The following is a 17,361-nucleotide window of genomic DNA, read 5'->3' on the forward strand; positions in this document are numbered from 1 at the left end:
TCCGGGTTCGAATCATGTCGTCACAACGCTGTCACGCGGCTGCAATCTGCCGCTCGAATGCCGCTTCCGCCTTCAGGCTGTCGAGATCGCGACCGACCGTCGCGACCGCGAGCCGTGTGTTGCCGCGCCAGTACGCGATCGAGCAATCGTGCGCGCCGAGGTCGCCATCGATCTCGACCCGATCGAATTGCTCCGCATGCCCGACATAGTTGACCGTCAGGTCGTAATGCTGGCTCCAGAAGAACGGCACCGCGTCGAACGGCCGCTGCTGCCCGAGCATGTTGCGCGCGGCGGCGATGCCCTGCCGCTCGGCGACGACCCAGTGCTCGACGCGAATCCGCTCGCCCGTCAGCGGATCGGGCCAGCGCGCGATGTCGCCGGCCGCGTAGATGCCGGGCGCACTCGTCTGAAGGAAGCGGTCGACCGTCACGCCGCGCTCGACGGCCAGCCCCGCGTCCTGCGCGAGCGCCACGTTCGGATACACGCCGATGCCGACCACCACGAGATCGGCCGGCAGCACGTCGCCGCTCGACAGCGTCACGCTGTCCGGCGTGATCCGCGCGGGCGTCGCGCCGAGATGGAACACGACGCCGTGCGACTCGTGCAGTGCCTGGATCGTGCTGCCGAGCGCTTCGCCGAGCACGCGCGCCATCGGATGCGCATCGGGCGCGACGACCTGCACGTCGAGCCCGCGCGTGCGCAGCGCGGCGGCCGCTTCGAGCCCGATGAAGCTCGCGCCGACCACGACGCAGCGACGCGCCGTTTTCAGCTTGCCGATCAGCGCGTCGCAATCGGCGCGCGAGCGCAGCACGCACACGTGCGGCAGATCCGCGCCGGGCACGGTCAGCCGGTTCGGCTCGGCGCCCGTTGCAAGCAGCAGCGCGCCGTAGCCGACGCGGCTGCCGTCGGCCAGTTCGACCGCCTGCCGCGCGGGGTCGATGCGTACGACACGCGTGCCGCACCGCATGTCGATGTGATGGTCCGCATAGAACGACGGCGCACGCAGCGGCAGCCAGTCGGCATCGGCCGTGCCGGCGAGATAGTCTTTCGACAGGTTCGGGCGGTCGTACGGCGGATCGGCATCGGCGGTGAGCAGCGTGACGGGATGCGGATAGCCTTCCTGCCGCAGCGTCACCGCGGCCGCGATGGCAGCCGCACCGCCGCCGACGATCACCACCGACGCGGGCAGTCCCGCTGCATTCAATACAGGCGGTGCGGCGGCCGGCCGCTCGTCGAGCACGACGGCGCGGCCGTCGCGGCGTTCGACGCGCCAGCACGGCAGCCCGTCGAGCGCGGGCGCGCGCAGCAGCGCGCCGGTGCGCAGGCAGAACGCCGCGTGATGCCACGGGCAATGGATCGTGTCGCCTTCCAGCAGGCCGTCGGCCAACGGCGCGCCGTAGTGCGGGCACTGTGCGCCCACGGCAAACAGTTCATCGGCGCGGCGCACGAGCAGCACCGCTGCATCGCCGACATGGCCCTCTATCATTGCGCCGTCGGCGAGATCGTCGAGCGCGATGCCTTGCGTGAGATCGGGGCGTGACGACGAATCGTCGCTTTCAGTCATGACGTGGCTCCCGAAAAGTCAGGTAACGATCCCATTATCGACATCCCTCCTGAAAAGAACAGGTACAGACGTCCCCGCAGCGCACGCAAACACGCACTGTAGCTTGTACGCGATCCATGACGGGCGTAGAACGTCATCAACGTTGCGGCGCAACACGGCAGCGGCCCGCGACGCACGCCGCGCCTCCCGCGCAAGCCGCGTGCCGCCTTCTCCCCGTCACCAGGAGTACTACCCGATGGCTACCGTCCTGTGCGTGCTCTACCCCGATCCCGTGGACGGCTATCCGCCGCGCTACGTGCGCGATGCGATTCCGGTCATCACGCACTACGCGGACGGGCAGACCGCGCCGACGCCGGCCGGCCCGCCCGGCTTTCGTCCCGGCGAACTCGTCGGCTCGGTGTCCGGCGCGCTCGGCTTGCGCGCCTATCTGGAAGCGCACGGCCACACGCTGATCGTCACGAGCGACAAGGACGGCCCCGACTCCGAATTCGAGCGCCGGCTGCCCGAAGCGGATGTCGTGATCTCGCAGCCGTTCTGGCCCGCGTACCTGACGGCCGAACGAATCGCCCGGGCGCCGAAGCTGAAGCTCGCGCTGACGGCCGGCATCGGCTCCGATCACGTCGATCTCGACGCCGCCGCGCGCGCGCACATCACCGTCGCCGAAGTCACCGGCTCGAACAGCATCAGCGTGGCCGAGCACGTGGTGATGACGACGCTCGCGCTGGTGCGCAACTACTTGCCGTCGCATGCGATCGCGCAGCAAGGCGGCTGGAACATCGCCGATTGCGTGTCGCGCAGCTACGACGTCGAAGGCATGCAGTTCGGCACGGTCGGCGCGGGACGCATCGGGCTCGCCGTGCTGCGCCGGCTGCAGCCGTTCGGGCTGCAGCTGCACTACACGCAGCGCCACCGGCTCGATGCATCGGTCGAGCAGGCACTCGGGCTCACGTATCACGCCGATGCCGCGTCGCTCGCGAGCGCCGTCGACATCGTCAACCTGCAGATTCCGCTGTACCCGTCGACCGAGCACCTGTTCGACGCGGCGATGATCGCGCGCATGAAGCGCGGCGCGTACCTGATCAACACCGCGCGTGCCAAGCTGGTCGACCGCGACGCGGTCGTGAACGCCGTCACGTCCGGGCATCTCGCGGGCTACGGCGGCGACGTGTGGTTTCCGCAGCCGGCGCCGGCCGATCACCCGTGGCGCACGATGCCGTTCAACGGGATGACCCCGCACATCTCGGGCACGTCGCTGTCCGCGCAGGCCCGCTACGCGGCCGGCACGCTGGAGATCCTGCAATGCTGGTTCGACGGCAAGCCGATCCGCAACGAATACCTAATCGTCGACGGCGGCACGCTCGCGGGAACGGGCGCGCAGTCGTACCGGCTGACGTGACGCCGCGCGCGTGCCGCACGACGCGCGACGCGCGGCGGCTCACTCAGTCGAGGCAGTAGGCGGCGAGCTTGCCGACCGCGATCACCGCCTGCTCGATCTCCGGCGACCACGGGCTGCTGTAGTTCAGCCGGATGAAGTTCCGGTAGCTGTCCGTGATCGAGAACATGTAGCCGGGCCCGATCGTGATCCCCTGCTCCAGCGCGAGCTGGTACAGCCGCATCGCGTCGATCTGCGCCGGCAGTTCGATCCACAGCACGTATCCGCCCGCCGGGCTCGAGATGCGCGTGCCCTCCGGAAAGAACCGCGACACCATCGTACGCATCAGGTTCGCCTGCTGCGCATAGGCCTTGCGAATCCGCCGCAGGTGATGCTCGTAGCCGTCGCGTTCGAGAAACTCGGCGATCGCGAGCTGCGGCAACGACGGCGTCGCGAGCGTGTTCAGGAATTTCAGCTTCTCGACCTGCTCGCGATAGCGGCCCGGCAGCGCCCAGCCGATCCGGTACGCGGCCGTCAGGCTCTTCGAGAACGACGAGCAATGCAGCACGATGTCGTGCCGGTCGAACGACTTCAGCGTGCTCGGATGCATGTTGCCGAAGTACAGTTCGTTGTACACGCCGTTCTCGATGATCGGCAGGTCGGCTTTCGCGGCGAACTCGACCAGCTCGCGCTTGCGCTCGTCCGGCATCTGGAAGCCGAGCGGGTTCTGGAAATTCGGCATCACCATGCATGCGGCGATCGGCTGCGACTTCGCGATCGCGGCCAACGCGGCGATGTCGATCCCGTATTCCGGATGCGTCGCCACCTCGATCGCCTTCATCCCCATCCGTTCGATCGCGTGCAGCATCGCGTAGAACGTCGGCGATTCCACCGCGATCGTGTCGCCCGGTTTCGCGACCGCCTGCAGGCACAGGTTGATCGCCTCGGTCGCGCCGACCGTCACGATGATCTCGTTCGGATCCACCGACATCCCGTTTTCCAGGTAGCGGCGCGCGATCTGCCGGATCAGCCGCGGATGGCCGGGCGGCAGCCCGTCCGTCACGCCCCACAGCGACTTGTCGCGGCCGGCCGCATACGCGTAGCGGTTCAGCTTCTCGAACGGAAACAGGCTCGGGTCCGGGTATGGCGAGCCGAGCGGCACCGCATCGTCGGTGCCGATCGAGCGCAGCGTCGACAGCACCAGCCGACTCACGTCCACTGACGACGAAATCGCGATCGGCTTCGACGGCCGCAGCTCGCGCACCGGCGCATGGCTGTCATCGCGTCGCAGGTTCACGAAATAGCCCGACTGCGGGCGACTCTCCAGCAGCCCGCGGCTTTCCAGCAGCAGATATGCATGCAGCACGGTCGTGATGCTGATCCGGTGCTGCTGGCTCGCCTGCCGCACCGAAGGGACACGATCGCCGTGTCGATATACGCCCTGCCGGATGAGTCTCTCTATGTCGTTTGCAAATTTCTCGTAGAGCTTCATCCGCCTCGCCCCGCCAGCGGTGAACCGGCGTGCGATGCACGGGCGGCATGGCCGCGCCGGTGCACGAAGCCGGATAGCCGTGCCCGGGCGCGGGCGTGCCGGTGCGAACCTCGTCCGTTATCGAAATTGAAGGCGGATAGCAATGCGAATCTCATCTAGACAAGGTTCGGCATCCTACTGCGTCATTTCGACGAATGTAAGTGACAGTTTGGCGAGGAAACGTGAAATCCGGCCGGCGTGGTGAACAGATTCGAACGCGACGGCAAACGGCCCCGCGCGATCGCGCGGCAAGCATTCGCCGGGCGCGGTGCCGGCGTGCGTCGTCGCGGTTTGCCGGCCGCCGTCGGGCGGCAGTCACGCGAAGCCCGCTGATGCGCGGGCCCCGCGTGTGCTCAAGCGTCGTCGACGTTGTCCGCGTAGTGATCGATCGCGACCTTGCACTCGTCGAACACCACCGTCAGCAACGCGATGTCGTTCGACTCGACCCACTTGCGGATCTGCAGGAATTGCCCGGTGCCGAGATCGGCGAGGCGGGCCGGATCGTCGGTCGTCACGTCGACGCTCGCGATCGCGCGGTTGCCGTGGCCGGGCAGCGGCGACAGCGTCGCCGTGATGTCGAAGCGCCGGTACGATTGTTCGATGTGCATGCGGTTCTCCCTTTACGGTTCGACGACGACACGCTCAGTCGAGCGACTGGCGAAACACCTTGCCGCCGAATCCGGTCACGACGTTGTCGACCGAGAACGGCGTGTCTTCCTTCGCTTCCAGGATGATCGCGACGCTGCCGGGCACGAGCCGCGCCGCCACCGTCTCGACGAACGTGCCGTCGAGCAGCGCGTTGCCGGCCGCTTCCGCGAGAATGCCGGCGCCCGCACCGGCCGCCATGCCGGTGACCACGCCGAGCGGCCCGGCGAGCAGGCCGAGCAAGCCGCCCGCGATCGCGCCGATCACGCCGCCCTTGAACGGCCGCGATTCCGCGTGGAGGACCGCGAGCTTGCCGGTCGCGTCCTTCTCGACGACGACGCCGTTCTCGATGTGGAATCCTTCGTCCTTCTCCGACAGCGCCTCGAAATCGTTCGCGGCCTGGCGAGCCGTGTCGACGCTGCCGAACACGGCGACGATCAGTTGCTGGGTCATGCGATACCTCGCTCGGTTGGAGGGTCAGTGGCAGCGCCGCAACCGATGCGGCACGCCGGGGTTCGATTCAGATACCGATGGCCGCCTCGCGTGCACGCGCCGCGTCGGCATAGGCGTACGCAGCCTCTCGCTGCAACCCGGCGACGGTGGGCGCGCGGGCGAGCGCCGGATCGGCATCGCGCGTGTCGCGCGCCAGCCGGTAGGCGTCCGACGCCGCGTGCTGCAGCTCGATCGCCCGCTTCGATTCAACGGAATGTGTGCTCATCCAGCTCCCTCCTTGCAGGGACAGCGAAAATGCATGCGGCCGCCCGCGCGCTTACCTGCGCGCCTGCGCATCGTCCTCGACATCGGCGACGTCGGCCGGGAAGCGGTGCTGGCCGAAACTCAGGATCAGCACGCCGACGGCGAGCAGCACGATCCCGACCGTCGTCATCAGCATCCGCTCGGGGCTGTCGGTTGCGCCGCGCAGTATCAGGTCGCGCGCGAGCGACGTCATCGCAATGAACAGCGGAAACCGTACGGGCAAGCGGCCGAGCCGCAGGTAGCGCACGTCCATCGCGAGCACTTCGAGATACAGGAACATCAGCAGCAGGTCGGTCAGCGACACCTCGCCCGCGAGCACGACCTTCCACGCTTCCTGCGCCATCGCGAACGCGGTCGCGAGCCCGATCACGATCAGTCCGGCCAGTTCGGCCGCGTGAAGGAAATGGCCGAAGCGGCGGCGGATGCGCTCGGCGGGCGAGCAGGCAATGGAGGTCGTATTCAAGGTGACAGTCGCTGGGTTGAGGCATGAGCGGCGCCGGGCTGCGGCGGGAACGTCGCGTCGCGCGCGGCGGCATGCACGGTATCGTGCGCGTCGGGCCGATCCGGCCTGTCCGTCGCATGCGGGCCGGCCGCGCCGGTCGCCTGCTCGACCGCGGACAGCGTCCGGCGGCAGCACACGTGGAACGCGTCACCCGCGTCGGTGCAGGCGACGTCGTCGTGGTCGCGGCACAGCAGCAGGCGGCAGCCGAGATACCGTTCGAGGCCGTCGATCCGTTCGCTCACCTGCGCTTCGTCGAGTTGCAGCTCGGACGCCGCACCGGACAGGCCGCCATGCTCGACCACCGCGACATACACACGCATCGCTTCCAGCAGGTTCATGATGACGCTCCTCGTGGCGGCGCAGCGGGACCTAATCTACTGCACCCGGCACGCACGCTCAAGAGCACAGCGCCGCATGCGCCAGGAGTACAGCTGAGCGGGCGCCGGCCAAAATCCGGCCCTGTTTGACGGATTCGCATGACAGTTTGGCGATTCGTATTCCAAAGACCGGTCGAAGCTGCTAGATTGCTTGCTCGACGACGTCACGCGGGGCGGGCAGGTCGCGCGCCCCGTGCGGCCGCCACCGCTGCGGCCCGTTGCGGGATGCCCGCACAGCGTCCTTCATCCGCGTGACACAAAGAGAACAGTCGCATGACACAGTTCAACCGTTCGCCCTCGCGCGCCACGGCACTTCCGTCCCGACCTGACTGACCGGCAGCCCACGATGCAGACACCTCCCCCGCTCCCCCAAAACGTTCACAGCACGATCACGCGCAGCGCGATCTTCCTCGTCGCGACGATCAATCCCGGCGCCGATCACGCCGACACGATCCGCTCATGGTGCGGCGACATCGCCGCGCTCGTGCGCTCGGTCGGCAAGCGCGTGCCGGGCGGCAACCTCACCTGCGTGTGCGGCTTCGGCGCCGACGCGTGGGATGCGCTGTTCGGCAACCCGCGCCCCGCCGCGCTGCATCCGTTCCGCGAATTCGGCGCGGGCCAGCGCGTCGCGGTCGCGACGCCGGGCGACATCCTGCTGCACATTCGCGCGGAAGCGATGGACCTGTGCTTCGAACTCGCGACGCAGCTGCTCGGCGCGCTCGGCGATGCCGTCACGGTCGTCGACGAGGTGCACGGCTTCCGCAATTTCGACCAGCGCGCGATGATCGGCTTCGTCGACGGCACCGAGAACCCGGAAGGCCGCGCGGCGGTCGACTTCACGGTGATCGGCGACGAGGACGCGGCATTCACCGGCGGCAGCTACGTGATCGTGCAGAAGTACCTGCACGACATGGCCGGCTGGAACGCGCTCGCGGTCGAGACGCAGGAGCGCATCATCGGCCGCACCAAGCTCGCCGACATCGAGCTCGCGCCGGACGTGAAGCCGTCGTGCTCGCACAGCTCGCTGACCACGCTCGACGAGGGCGGCCAGGAGGTGAAGATCCTGCGCGACAACATGCCGTTCGGGCGCCCGGGCGCGGGCGAATTCGGCACCTACTTCATCGGCTACGCGCGTTCGCCGGCGCCGATCGAGCAGATGCTCGAGAACATGTTCGTCGGCCGCCCGCCCGGCAACTACGACCGCCTGCTCGATTACAGCCGCGCGGTCACCGGCTCGCTGTTCTTCGTGCCGTCCGCCGACCTGCTCGAAGCGCTCGCCGATCGCGCGGCGCCGGCCGCCGAGGCCGCGGAGACGGAACCGGCCTCTTCCGCGCCGCATCGCGACGGCTCGTTGAAGATCGGCTCGCTGAAAGGCGTGCCGTCGTAACGCCCATCATCACCAAGGGCAGTCCGGCGCGCCAACCCCGCGCCGGGCGAGGCGAATGGTCGCGCCATGAATGCCCTCCACTCGTTGCGAAGCTTCAATAGACTGCGCCTATGATTCATCCGGGCTCGGCCCCGGCAACTGAACGCGGCCGAGCCCCGGCGTCCGGAACCCCTGCCGGATGAATGTTCGTAAGAATGCACGACACGTGATCGGCCGTCGACCGCCAAGGGTTCGGCTCGCCAGCGAGCGCGGCCCGAGCGACGCGAGCGCCGGCGCGAACCCGGGCATCGCCATCCGGTCGCGGCGTTCAGCACAAGCGCACCGCCTCTCCCCGCACGTGAATTGCAGAACAGTTGCGCCACCGCAGGGTGTCGTTTCGATTTGTGCTGCAGCGGTGTCAATAGAGCCTGCTAATATGCATTTTCGTCCGCGATCGGCCTGCCGGGCTCAGACGCAGTCCGTCAGCCGATCGGCCCACCCTGAAGTGTTTTCGCTGACGTGAGGCAACCCAAACCCATGAACAACCTGCACCGCGAACTCGCCCCGATCTCGTCCTCCGCCTGGGAGCAAATCGAGGAGGAAGTGGCACGCACGTTCAAACGCTCGGTGGCCGGCCGCCGCGTCGTCGATGTCGACGGCCCCGAAGGCCCCGAGCTGTCGGCCGTCGGCACCGGGCACCTCGTCGACGTCGCCGCCCCGCGCGAGCTGGTGAATGCGCGGCTGCGCGAAGTCCGCACGATCGTCGAGCTGACGGTGCCGTTCGAGTTGAGCCGCGATGCGATCGACAGCGTCGAGCGCGGCGCGCGCGACGCCGACTGGCAACCGGCGAAGGACGCCGCGCAGCGGCTCGCGTTCGCCGAGGACGGCGCGATTTTCGACGGCTACCGGGCCGCCGGCATTCTCGGCATCCGCGAAGGCACGTCGAACCGCAAGCTCACGCTGCCGGCGGACGTCGCCGCGTATCCCGACGCGATCAGCGACGCGCTCGAAGCGCTGCGGCTTGCCGGCGTCGACGGCCCGTACTCGGTCGTGCTCGGCTCGGATGCGTACACGGCGCTCAGCGAAGCGCGCGACCAGGGCTATCCGGTCCTCGGCCATATCAAGCGGATCGTCAGCGGCGAGATCATCTGGGCGCCGGCGATCAGCGGCGGCTGCGTGCTGTCCACGCGCGGCGGCGATTACGAGCTGCACCTCGGGGAAGACGTATCGATCGGCTACACGAGTCATACCGACAAGGTCGTCCGCCTGTACCTGCGCGAAACGTTCACGTTCCTGATGCTCACGAGCGAAGCATCGGTGGCCGTGGCGCCGCAGGCCAGCACGGCGGCCTGACCGCGGTTGCCTGCGCGCGATGCCCGCCGGGTGTCGCGCGCGAGCGGCCGCACTGCCGGCCGCAGGTTCGTCGCCGATCAAACCCATCTTGCATGGAGTGTGTGATGAGCGAGTCGAATGAGGCATTGCAGGCGCTGCAGGCGTCGGTCGACCACCTGAAGCAGGCGGTCGACGCGAACGCGAGCAGCCACGCCGGCGACACCGCCGTGCTGTTCACCGTCTTGTCGCTGGTCCTGGCGGAGTTGCCGCCCGACACGCGCAACCTGATCGAGGATTCGTTCTCCGTCTGGGCCAATGGCCTGCCGAATGCGGCACTGTCACAGGACGTGAAGCAGATCGCCCGGCAGCGGCTTGCGATGACCCTCTCGGACTGATCGCGGCACGCGTCGGTTGCGCCGCGTCCGGCCCGGACCGTGCAACCCGCCCTCGCCTGCGGCCGCCCCACACGCATCGTCCGCGGTGCGTGCGTGGTGGCGCTTGGCCGCTCGCGGCACGCGCCCCGTGTCGCGCCCCCTGCCGCGCTTCCGTCGCGCCTCCCCATCCGCGCTGCCTTTGATCCCCCGATCACCGGCGCCCTGCGCGCCGATGTCGCACCGCGATCCGTTCGCGCGCCGCCCGCTTCCGCTTCCTGTCATCACACGCCGCGCACGCCCGTGGCGCCGTGCGCCCGCCCGTCTGTACTCCTTGCCACCCGTGCGCGCGCGCATGCGAGGGTGCAATTCGCGGCCGGGCCGGGGCGGAACTGTGCCTTGGATAGCCTGCGCCGATTCGCTATTTTGAACGCAGTCGAAGCGATGCCGTGGGCTCCTCCCGGCACGCACGCTTGCCGCCCTGACCGCGACCGTGCACGACGCCGACGCGCGCTGCGTGACAGCACCGGTGCCGCCCGCGCGCCGCCGTGCCGCGTGTCGTGCGTTCGCGGTCGGTAGCGCCCAAGCGCCGCACCGCATCGGGACTTCACCCTTCGACCCACTTTCACCGACAGGAGCCAGACCACCATGCCCGCACTTTGCGATATCTGCCACGCGCGGCCGGCCGTCGCGCGCGCAACCGTGATGCAGGACGGCGAGCGCAAGACGATCTCGATCTGCGATTACCACTTCCGTCAGCTGATGCGGCATCAGAGCATGCTGAACCCGTTCGATTCGCTGCTCGGCGGTGGCGGCTCGTCGTCGCTGTTCGGCGGGCTCGATGACGAATCGCCGCTCGCCGCCGAGATTCCGCGCGAATCGGTCGACCCGACCGACGCGTTCAGCGAGCAGACGCTGGAGCTGCTGCAGCGCGCGGCCGAGAAGGCGCACGAGCTGCGCCGCAGCGAGCTCGATTCCGAACACCTGCTGTACGCGCTCGCGGACACCGACGTGTGCGCCGCGCTGCTGAAGGAACTGAAGCTGTCGCCGGAGGACATCAAGTCGTACATCGACGCGCATGCGCACACCGGCACGGCCGCCCCCGATGCGCCGCTCGACAAGCTGTCGATCTCGCCGCGCGTGAAGAAGGCCGTGCAGTACGCGTTCCAGGCGTCGCGCGACCTCGGCCACTCGTACATCGGCCCCGAGCACCTGCTGATCGGGCTCGCGTCGGTGCCGGACAGCGTCGCCGGCACGCTGCTGAAGAAATACGGCGTGACGCCCGAGGCGCTGCGCCAGAAAGTCGTGAAGGTGGTCGGCAAAGGCGCCGAGGACGGCCGCGTCGATGCGCCGACCGGCACGCCGAACCTCGACAAGTTCGGCCGCGACCTCACCGCGATCGCGCGCCAGGGCAAGCTCGACCCGGTGCTCGGCCGCGCGCAGGAAATCGAGAGCACGATCGAGGTGCTTGCACGCCGCAAGAAGAACAACCCGGTGCTGATCGGCGAGCCGGGCGTCGGCAAGACGGCGATCGTCGAAGGGCTCGCGCAGCGGATCGTCAACGGCGACGTGCCCGAGGTGCTGCGCGACAAGCGGCTCGTCGAAGTCAACATCAACTCGATGGTGGCCGGCGCGAAGTATCGCGGCGAATTCGAGGAGCGCGCGAAGCAGCTGATCGACGAAGTCACTGCGAAGCAGGACGAACTGATCCTCTTCATCGACGAGCTGCACACGATCGTCGGTGCCGGCCAGGGCGGCGGCGAAGGCGGCCTCGACATCGCGAACGTGCTGAAGCCCGCGCTGGCGCGCGGCGAGCTGAGCCTGATCGGCGCGACGACGCTCAACGAGTACCAGAAGTACATCGAGAAGGATGCCGCGCTCGAACGGCGCTTCCAGCCGGTGTTCGTGCCGGAGCCGAGCGTCGAGCAGACGATCGTGATCCTGCGCGGGCTGCGCGACAGCCTCGAGGCGCACCACCAGGTCACGTTCGCCGACGACGCATTCGTCGCGGCCGCGGAATTCGCCGATCGCTACATCACGTCGCGCTTCCTGCCCGACAAGGCGATCGACCTGATCGACCAGGCCGCCGCGCGCGTGCGGATCGGCGCGACGTCGCGTCCGGTCGACATCCAGGAAGGCGAAGCGCAGATCGCGCAACTGAAGCGCGAGCAGGACTACGCCACGTCGCGCAAGCGCTTCGACGAAGCGAAGCAGTTCGAGGAGCAGATCAACGCGAAGCAGAAATCCGTCGACGAGATGATGGAGGCGTGGCAGCGCAAGACGGGCTCCGAGACGCTCGAAGTGACGGTCGAATCGGTGGCCGAGGTCGTGTCGCGCCTCACCGGCATCCCCGTGTCCGAACTCACGCAGGAAGAACGCCAGAAGCTGTTGAAGATGGAAGAGCAGCTGCGCGAGCGCGTGGTCGGCCAGAGCGATGCCGTGGTGGCCGTCAGCGATGCCGTGCGGCTGTCGCGCGCGGGGCTCGGCCAGACGCACCGGCCGATCGCGACGTTCCTGTTCCTCGGGCCGACGGGCGTCGGCAAGACCGAGCTCGCGAAGGCGCTGGCCGAGACCGTGTTCGGCGACGAACAGGCGATCATCCGCATCGACATGTCCGAGTACATGGAGCGGCACGCCGTTGCGCGGCTGATCGGCGCGCCGCCCGGCTACGTCGGCTACGACGAAGGCGGCCAGCTCACCGAGCGCGTACGGCGCCGCCCGTACAGCGTGATCCTGCTCGACGAGATCGAGAAGGCGCATCCGGACGTCTACAACGTGCTGCTGCAGGTGTTCGACGACGGCCGCCTGACCGACGGCAAGGGCCGCGTGGTCGACTTCAGCAACACGATCATCATCGCGACGAGCAACCTCGGCGCCGCGATCATCATGGACAACCTCACGCAGCCGGAAGCCGCGCGCAAGACCGACAAGGCGATCCGCGAGGAGCTGATGCAGGTGCTGAAGGGCCATTTCCGCCCCGAGTTCCTGAACCGGATCGACGAGGTGATCGTCTTCCACGCGCTGTCGAAGGAGAACATCCGCGCGATCGTGCAGATCCAGCTCGACCGCGTGGTGCGCACCGCCGCCGCGCAGGACATCACGCTCGTGATGGGCGATTCGCTCGTCGAGCACCTGACCGAAGCCGGCTACCAGCCGGAGTTCGGCGCACGCGAGCTGAAGCGCCAGATCCGCCAGACCATCGAGACCCGGCTCGCGAAGGAGATCCTCGCCGACCGGCTGAAGTCGGGCGACAAGTGCGAGGTCGACTACGACAAGGCCAGCGACGAAGTGACGTTCACCAAGCTCGCGGCGCCTGAAGCGAAGGAGACCCGGGACGCGAAGAAGGACGCCGACGGCAAGGCGAAATCGAACGGCAAGGCAGCCAAGGCCAGCGACGATGCGAAGACGGGCGACACGCCCGCCGACGCACCGCCGCCCGCGCCAGCCGCGAAAGCGTCCGGCAAGAAGTCGTCCGGCGCGAAGAAGGACGCGCACTGAAAAACAGCGTGCCCCGCACGCCCGGGGCACGCATGACCGGCTCCGTCCACCGGGCGGAGCCGCCCCACGCCGCGACACGGCGCAAACCGAGCCGCCCGCACCGGGTAAGGCTGATGGAGATTCAACATGACAAATCGACGCGAAGTGCCAGGCATCAGGAAGTACGACGGGCCCGCCGGTGGTTGGGGCGCGCTTCGCGCGACAGCCGATGCGGTGCGCACGCAAATGGAAACCATCGAGGCGCCGATCGTGCTGATGCGGACCAACCAGCCCGACGGCTTCGACTGCCCCGGCTGCGCGTGGCCCGACAAGGAACACAAGTCGACGTTCCAGTTCTGCGAGAACGGCGCGAAGGCCGTCACGTGGGAAGCGACCACCAAGCGCGTGACGCCCGAGTTCTTCGCGGCGAACACCGTGTCGTCGCTGCTGCGCATGTCGGACTACGAGCTGGAGAACATGGGCCGGCTCACGCATCCGCTCGTCTACGACCGCGCGACCGACACGTTCCGCGCGATCGAATGGGACGACGCGTTCGCGCGCATCGGCGAAGTGCTGCGCGCGCTGCCGCCCGACCAGGTCGAGTTCTATACGTCGGGCCGCGCGTCGAACGAAGCCGCGTACCTGTACCAGCTGTTCGCGCGCGAGCTCGGCACCAACAACTTCCCCGACTGCTCGAACATGTGTCACGAGCCGACCAGCGTCGGCCTGCCGCAGTCGATCGGCATCGGCAAGGGCACGGTATCGCTGGAGGATTTCGACCACTGCGAGCTGATCATCTCGATCGGCCACAACCCGGGCACGAACCACCCGCGGATGATGGGCACGCTGCACGAGTGCGCGCGCCGCAACGTGCCGATCATCGTGTTCAACCCGCTGCGCGAGCGCGCGCTCGAACGCTTCGCCGATCCGCAGGACATGATCGAGATGGCGTCGTTCGGCTCGACCCGGATCGCATCGACGTACTACCAGGTCGACGCCGGCGGCGACGCGGCCGCGCTGAAGGGCATCATGAAGGCGCTGCTGCAGCTCGAAGCCGAGCGCGGCAACGTGCTCGACCGCGACTTCATCGCGCAGCACACCAGCGGCTTCGACGCGTTCTCGGCCGACCTCGAGGCCACGTCGTGGGACGACATCGAGCGCGCGAGCGGCCTCAGCCAGGCGCAGCTCGAACAGGTCGCGCTCGCGTACGCGAAGTCGAACGCGACGATCGTCACGTACGGGATGGGCGTCACGCAGCACAACAAGGGCACCGCAACCGTGCGCCTGATCGCCGACCTGCTGCTGATGCGCGGCAACATCGGCAAGCCCGGCGCCGGCGTGTGCCCGCTGCGCGGCCACTCGAACGTGCAGGGCAACCGCACGGTCGGCATCACCGAGAAGCCATCGGCCGAGTTCCTGAAGAAGATCGAGGACGTGTGCGGCTTCACGCCGCCCGCGCATCACGGGCACGACGCCGTGCAGGCGATGCAGGCGATGATCGACGGCACCGCGAAGGCGCTGCTGTGCCTCGGCGGCAACTTCGCGGTCGCACTGCCCGATCCGGAGCAGTCGTTCCCGGCGATGGCGAAGCTCGACCTGAGCGTGCATCTCGGCACCAAGCTGAACCGCTCGCACCTGCTGGTCGCGAAGGAAACCTTCGTGCTGCCGGTGCTCGGCCGCACCGAGCTCGACATGCAGGCCACCGGCCGGCAGTCGATCACCGTCGAGGATTCGATGTCGATGGTTCACGCGTCGGCCGGCAAGCTCAAGCCGGCGTCCGACCAGTTGCGCTCGGAGCCGGCGATCGTCGCGGGCATCGCGCATGCGACGCTGCCGGCCAGCAAGGTCGCGTGGCTCGACCTGATCGACGATTACGACCGCATCCGCGACCTGATCGACAAAACGGTATCCGGCTTCGAGGCGTTCAACGAGCGCATCCGCACGCCGGGCGGCTTCCGCCTGCCGCTGCCGCCCACCGAGCGCGTGTGGCCGACGCCGACCGGCAAGGCGATGTTCTCGGTCTACAAGGGCGTGAAGGAAGATGCCGACGTGCTCGGCGCCGAGCAGGTGCTGCGGCTGATCACGCTGCGCAGCCACGACCAGTACAACACGACGATCTACGGGCTCGACGACCGCTATCGCGGCGTGTTCGGCCGGCGCGACGTGCTGTTCATGAACCCTGCCGATCTCGCGAAGTACGGGCTCGAGCACGGCGACCTCGTCGACATCGAGACGGTCACCGCATCGGGTCGCGCGCTGCGCCTCGAGAAGATCACCGCGATCGAGTACGACATCGCCCCGGGGTCGGTCGGCGCGTACTACCCGGAAGCGAACGTGCTCGTGCCGCTCGACTACATCGACAAGGAAAGCGGCACGCCGTCGTACAAGTCGGTGCCGGTGCGCGTCGCGCGCTCGGCGGTGGTCTGACGTACTAACGGGCCGGCTCGCGGCGCACACGCTACCGCGAGCCGGCCCGCCATCCTCCACGGGCCATCGTGTCTCAACGGATGCGATGGCCCCCCTTCCTTCCCCGTTGCTACCGCGCCGCCGTCGGCGGCATCGTCGCGCCCGTCTGCCGGCGCCGGTACGCGCTGTCGCGCGTCGCGAGCCAGTAGTACAGCGGCGACGTCAGCACGAGCCCCACCAGCCACGACAGGTCGGCGCCACCGAGATGCGCGGGAATCGGGCCCGCATACATCGGCGTGTTCATGAACGGAATCTGCACGAGAATGCCGATCGCATACGCGAGCAGCGCCTGCGGATTGAAGCGGCCGTAGATCCCGCCATCGACCATGAAGATCGACTTGATGTCGTACTTGCCCTTGTGGATCACGTAGAAGTCGATCAGGTTGATCGCCGTCCACGGCACCAGCACGACGAGCAGCGCGAGCACGAGATCGACGAGGTTGCCGACGAAGTTCGTCGACGCACCGATCGCCGCGTAGCAGCAGGCGACGAAGATCACGACCGACACCACCGCGCGTGCCTTCGCGGTCGGAATCCACTTGTATGCGAACGTCTGCACCGACGTGATCACCGCGAGCACCGCGCCGTACAGGTTCAGCGCGTTGTGGCTGATCACGCTGAGCAGGAACAGCACGAGCATCAGCGGGCCGAGCGGGCCCGTCGCCTGCTTGACCGCATCCATCGCGTCCGCGCCGGCCGGCACCGCGAGCACCGCGACCGCGCCGAAGATGAACGCGAGCGTCGAGCCGATCGTGCAGCCGAGATAGGTCGCCCAGAACGTCGACGCCACGCCGACGTTTTCCGGCAGATAGCGCGAATAGTCCGACACGTACGGCGCGAACGCGATCTGCCACAACGCCGACAGCGACACCGTCGCGAGCCAGCCGGCGAAGTTGAAGCCGCCGCGCGTCAGGAAATCGTCGGTCGTCACGTGCGTGAGGATCATCCAGAAGCCGACCAGGATGCCGATGCCGAGCACCCACGTGCCGATCCGGTTCAGGATGTGGATGAACCGGTAGCCGACGATCCCGATCAGCCCCGAGCCCACCGCGCCGATCACGATGCCGACGGGCACCGGCACCGACGACGCGATGCCGTGCACCGACTTGCCGGCCAGCACGATGTTCGACGCGAAGAAGCCGACGTACATCACGGCCGCGATCACGGTCACGAGCAGCGCGCCCCACGAGCCGAACTGCGCGCGGCTCTGGATCATCTGCGGGATGCCCATCTGCGGCCCCTGCGCCGAATGCAGCGCCATCAGCACGCCGCCGACCGCCTGGCCGACGACGATCGCGACGATGCCCCACATCAGGTTCAGGTGGAAGAGCTGCACGCCGAGCGCGCCGGTCACGATCGGCAGCGGCGCGATGTTGCCGCCGAACCAGAGCGTGAACAGGTCGCGCACCTTGCCGTGGCGGTCCGCGGGCGGCACGTAGCCGATCGTGTGCTTCTCTATCATCGGGGACGCGTTGCGGTCCACGTTCGTCATGGTGATGTCTCCTGTGCTGCGCGGCGATGCGCGCTTGCCGTGTCAGCCGGCGCGCGTTGGGGGGCGCGCCGGCAATCGGGTCCGGATACGCGAGCGACGACGCGCCGCGT

14 protein-coding genes are annotated in these 17,361 nt (G+C 68.2%); 6 read left to right on the forward strand and 8 right to left on the reverse strand.

Annotated features, from left to right (window positions below):
• Positions 1 to 31 precede the first annotated feature (31 nt).
• The gene (locus LGM89_RS22305) at positions 32 to 1,564 is read right to left on the reverse strand and encodes an FAD-dependent oxidoreductase (protein ID WP_226273900.1); all 1,533 of its coding nucleotides are present in this window, start codon (positions 1,562 to 1,564) and stop codon (positions 32 to 34) included.
• Positions 1,565 to 1,799: 235 nt separating this feature from the next.
• Between LGM89_RS22305 and LGM89_RS22310 the strand changes: the two genes are divergently transcribed.
• The gene (locus LGM89_RS22310) at positions 1,800 to 2,960 is read left to right on the forward strand and encodes an NAD-dependent formate dehydrogenase (protein ID WP_226273901.1); all 1,161 of its coding nucleotides are present in this window, start codon (positions 1,800 to 1,802) and stop codon (positions 2,958 to 2,960) included.
• Between the two features lie 43 nt (positions 2,961 to 3,003).
• Here the strand turns inward: LGM89_RS22310 and LGM89_RS22315 are convergent, their stop codons facing one another.
• The 6 genes from LGM89_RS22315 to LGM89_RS22340 form a co-directional block, all read right to left on the reverse strand.
• Complete coding sequence (locus tag LGM89_RS22315) at positions 3,004 to 4,428, reverse strand: PLP-dependent aminotransferase family protein (RefSeq protein ID WP_069249479.1); 1,425 nt, start codon at positions 4,426 to 4,428, stop codon at positions 3,004 to 3,006.
• A gap of 392 nt (positions 4,429 to 4,820) precedes the next feature.
• A complete protein-coding gene (locus LGM89_RS22320) occupies positions 4,821 to 5,075 on the reverse strand; it encodes a hypothetical protein (RefSeq protein ID WP_089498602.1) in 255 nt (84 codons plus the stop codon).
• A 34-nt stretch (positions 5,076 to 5,109) separates the two neighbouring features.
• A complete protein-coding gene (locus LGM89_RS22325; protein WP_089498601.1) occupies positions 5,110 to 5,565 on the reverse strand; it encodes a DUF1269 domain-containing protein in 456 nt (151 codons plus the stop codon).
• A 67-nt stretch (positions 5,566 to 5,632) separates the two neighbouring features.
• Positions 5,633 to 5,830, reverse strand: a complete 198-nt coding sequence (locus LGM89_RS22330) for a hypothetical protein (RefSeq protein ID WP_089498600.1) — start codon at positions 5,828 to 5,830, stop codon at positions 5,633 to 5,635.
• A gap of 51 nt (positions 5,831 to 5,881) precedes the next feature.
• The gene (locus tag LGM89_RS22335; protein WP_089498599.1) at positions 5,882 to 6,331 is read right to left on the reverse strand and encodes a phosphate-starvation-inducible protein PsiE; all 450 of its coding nucleotides are present in this window, start codon (positions 6,329 to 6,331) and stop codon (positions 5,882 to 5,884) included.
• Positions 6,328 to 6,708: a LysR family transcriptional regulator gene (locus LGM89_RS22340; protein WP_226273902.1), complete on the reverse strand. Its 381-nt coding sequence runs from the start codon at positions 6,706 to 6,708 to the stop codon at positions 6,328 to 6,330. Before LGM89_RS22340 ends, LGM89_RS22335 begins: the two co-directional genes overlap by 4 nt.
• A gap of 385 nt (positions 6,709 to 7,093) precedes the next feature.
• Between LGM89_RS22340 and LGM89_RS22345 the strand changes: the two genes are divergently transcribed.
• From LGM89_RS22345 to LGM89_RS22365, 5 genes are all read left to right on the forward strand, one after another.
• Entirely contained in the window at positions 7,094 to 8,134 is a 1,041-nt protein-coding gene (locus tag LGM89_RS22345) for a Dyp-type peroxidase (RefSeq protein WP_226273903.1), read from the forward strand.
• Positions 8,135 to 8,650: 516 nt separating this feature from the next.
• Complete coding sequence (locus LGM89_RS22350) at positions 8,651 to 9,466, forward strand: family 1 encapsulin nanocompartment shell protein (protein WP_226273904.1); 816 nt, start codon at positions 8,651 to 8,653, stop codon at positions 9,464 to 9,466.
• 104 nt (positions 9,467 to 9,570) lie between these two features.
• Positions 9,571 to 9,840, forward strand: a complete 270-nt coding sequence (locus LGM89_RS22355; protein ID WP_226273905.1) for a hypothetical protein — start codon at positions 9,571 to 9,573, stop codon at positions 9,838 to 9,840.
• A gap of 624 nt (positions 9,841 to 10,464) precedes the next feature.
• A complete protein-coding gene (locus LGM89_RS22360) occupies positions 10,465 to 13,314 on the forward strand; it encodes an ATP-dependent Clp protease ATP-binding subunit (protein ID WP_226273906.1) in 2,850 nt (949 codons plus the stop codon).
• 126 nt (positions 13,315 to 13,440) lie between these two features.
• Positions 13,441 to 15,720, forward strand: a complete 2,280-nt coding sequence (locus LGM89_RS22365; RefSeq protein WP_226273907.1) for an FdhF/YdeP family oxidoreductase — start codon at positions 13,441 to 13,443, stop codon at positions 15,718 to 15,720.
• A gap of 109 nt (positions 15,721 to 15,829) precedes the next feature.
• On the opposite strand, the gene LGM89_RS22370 is transcribed toward LGM89_RS22365, so the two are convergent.
• Entirely contained in the window at positions 15,830 to 17,251 is a 1,422-nt protein-coding gene (locus LGM89_RS22370; protein WP_226273908.1) for a purine-cytosine permease family protein, read from the reverse strand.
• Between the last annotated feature and the right edge of the window lie 110 nt (positions 17,252 to 17,361).

It is taken from the genome of Burkholderia sp. AU31624 (genome assembly GCF_020420065.1).
In the GTDB taxonomy this organism is placed as follows: Bacteria; Pseudomonadota; Gammaproteobacteria; order Burkholderiales; family Burkholderiaceae; genus Burkholderia.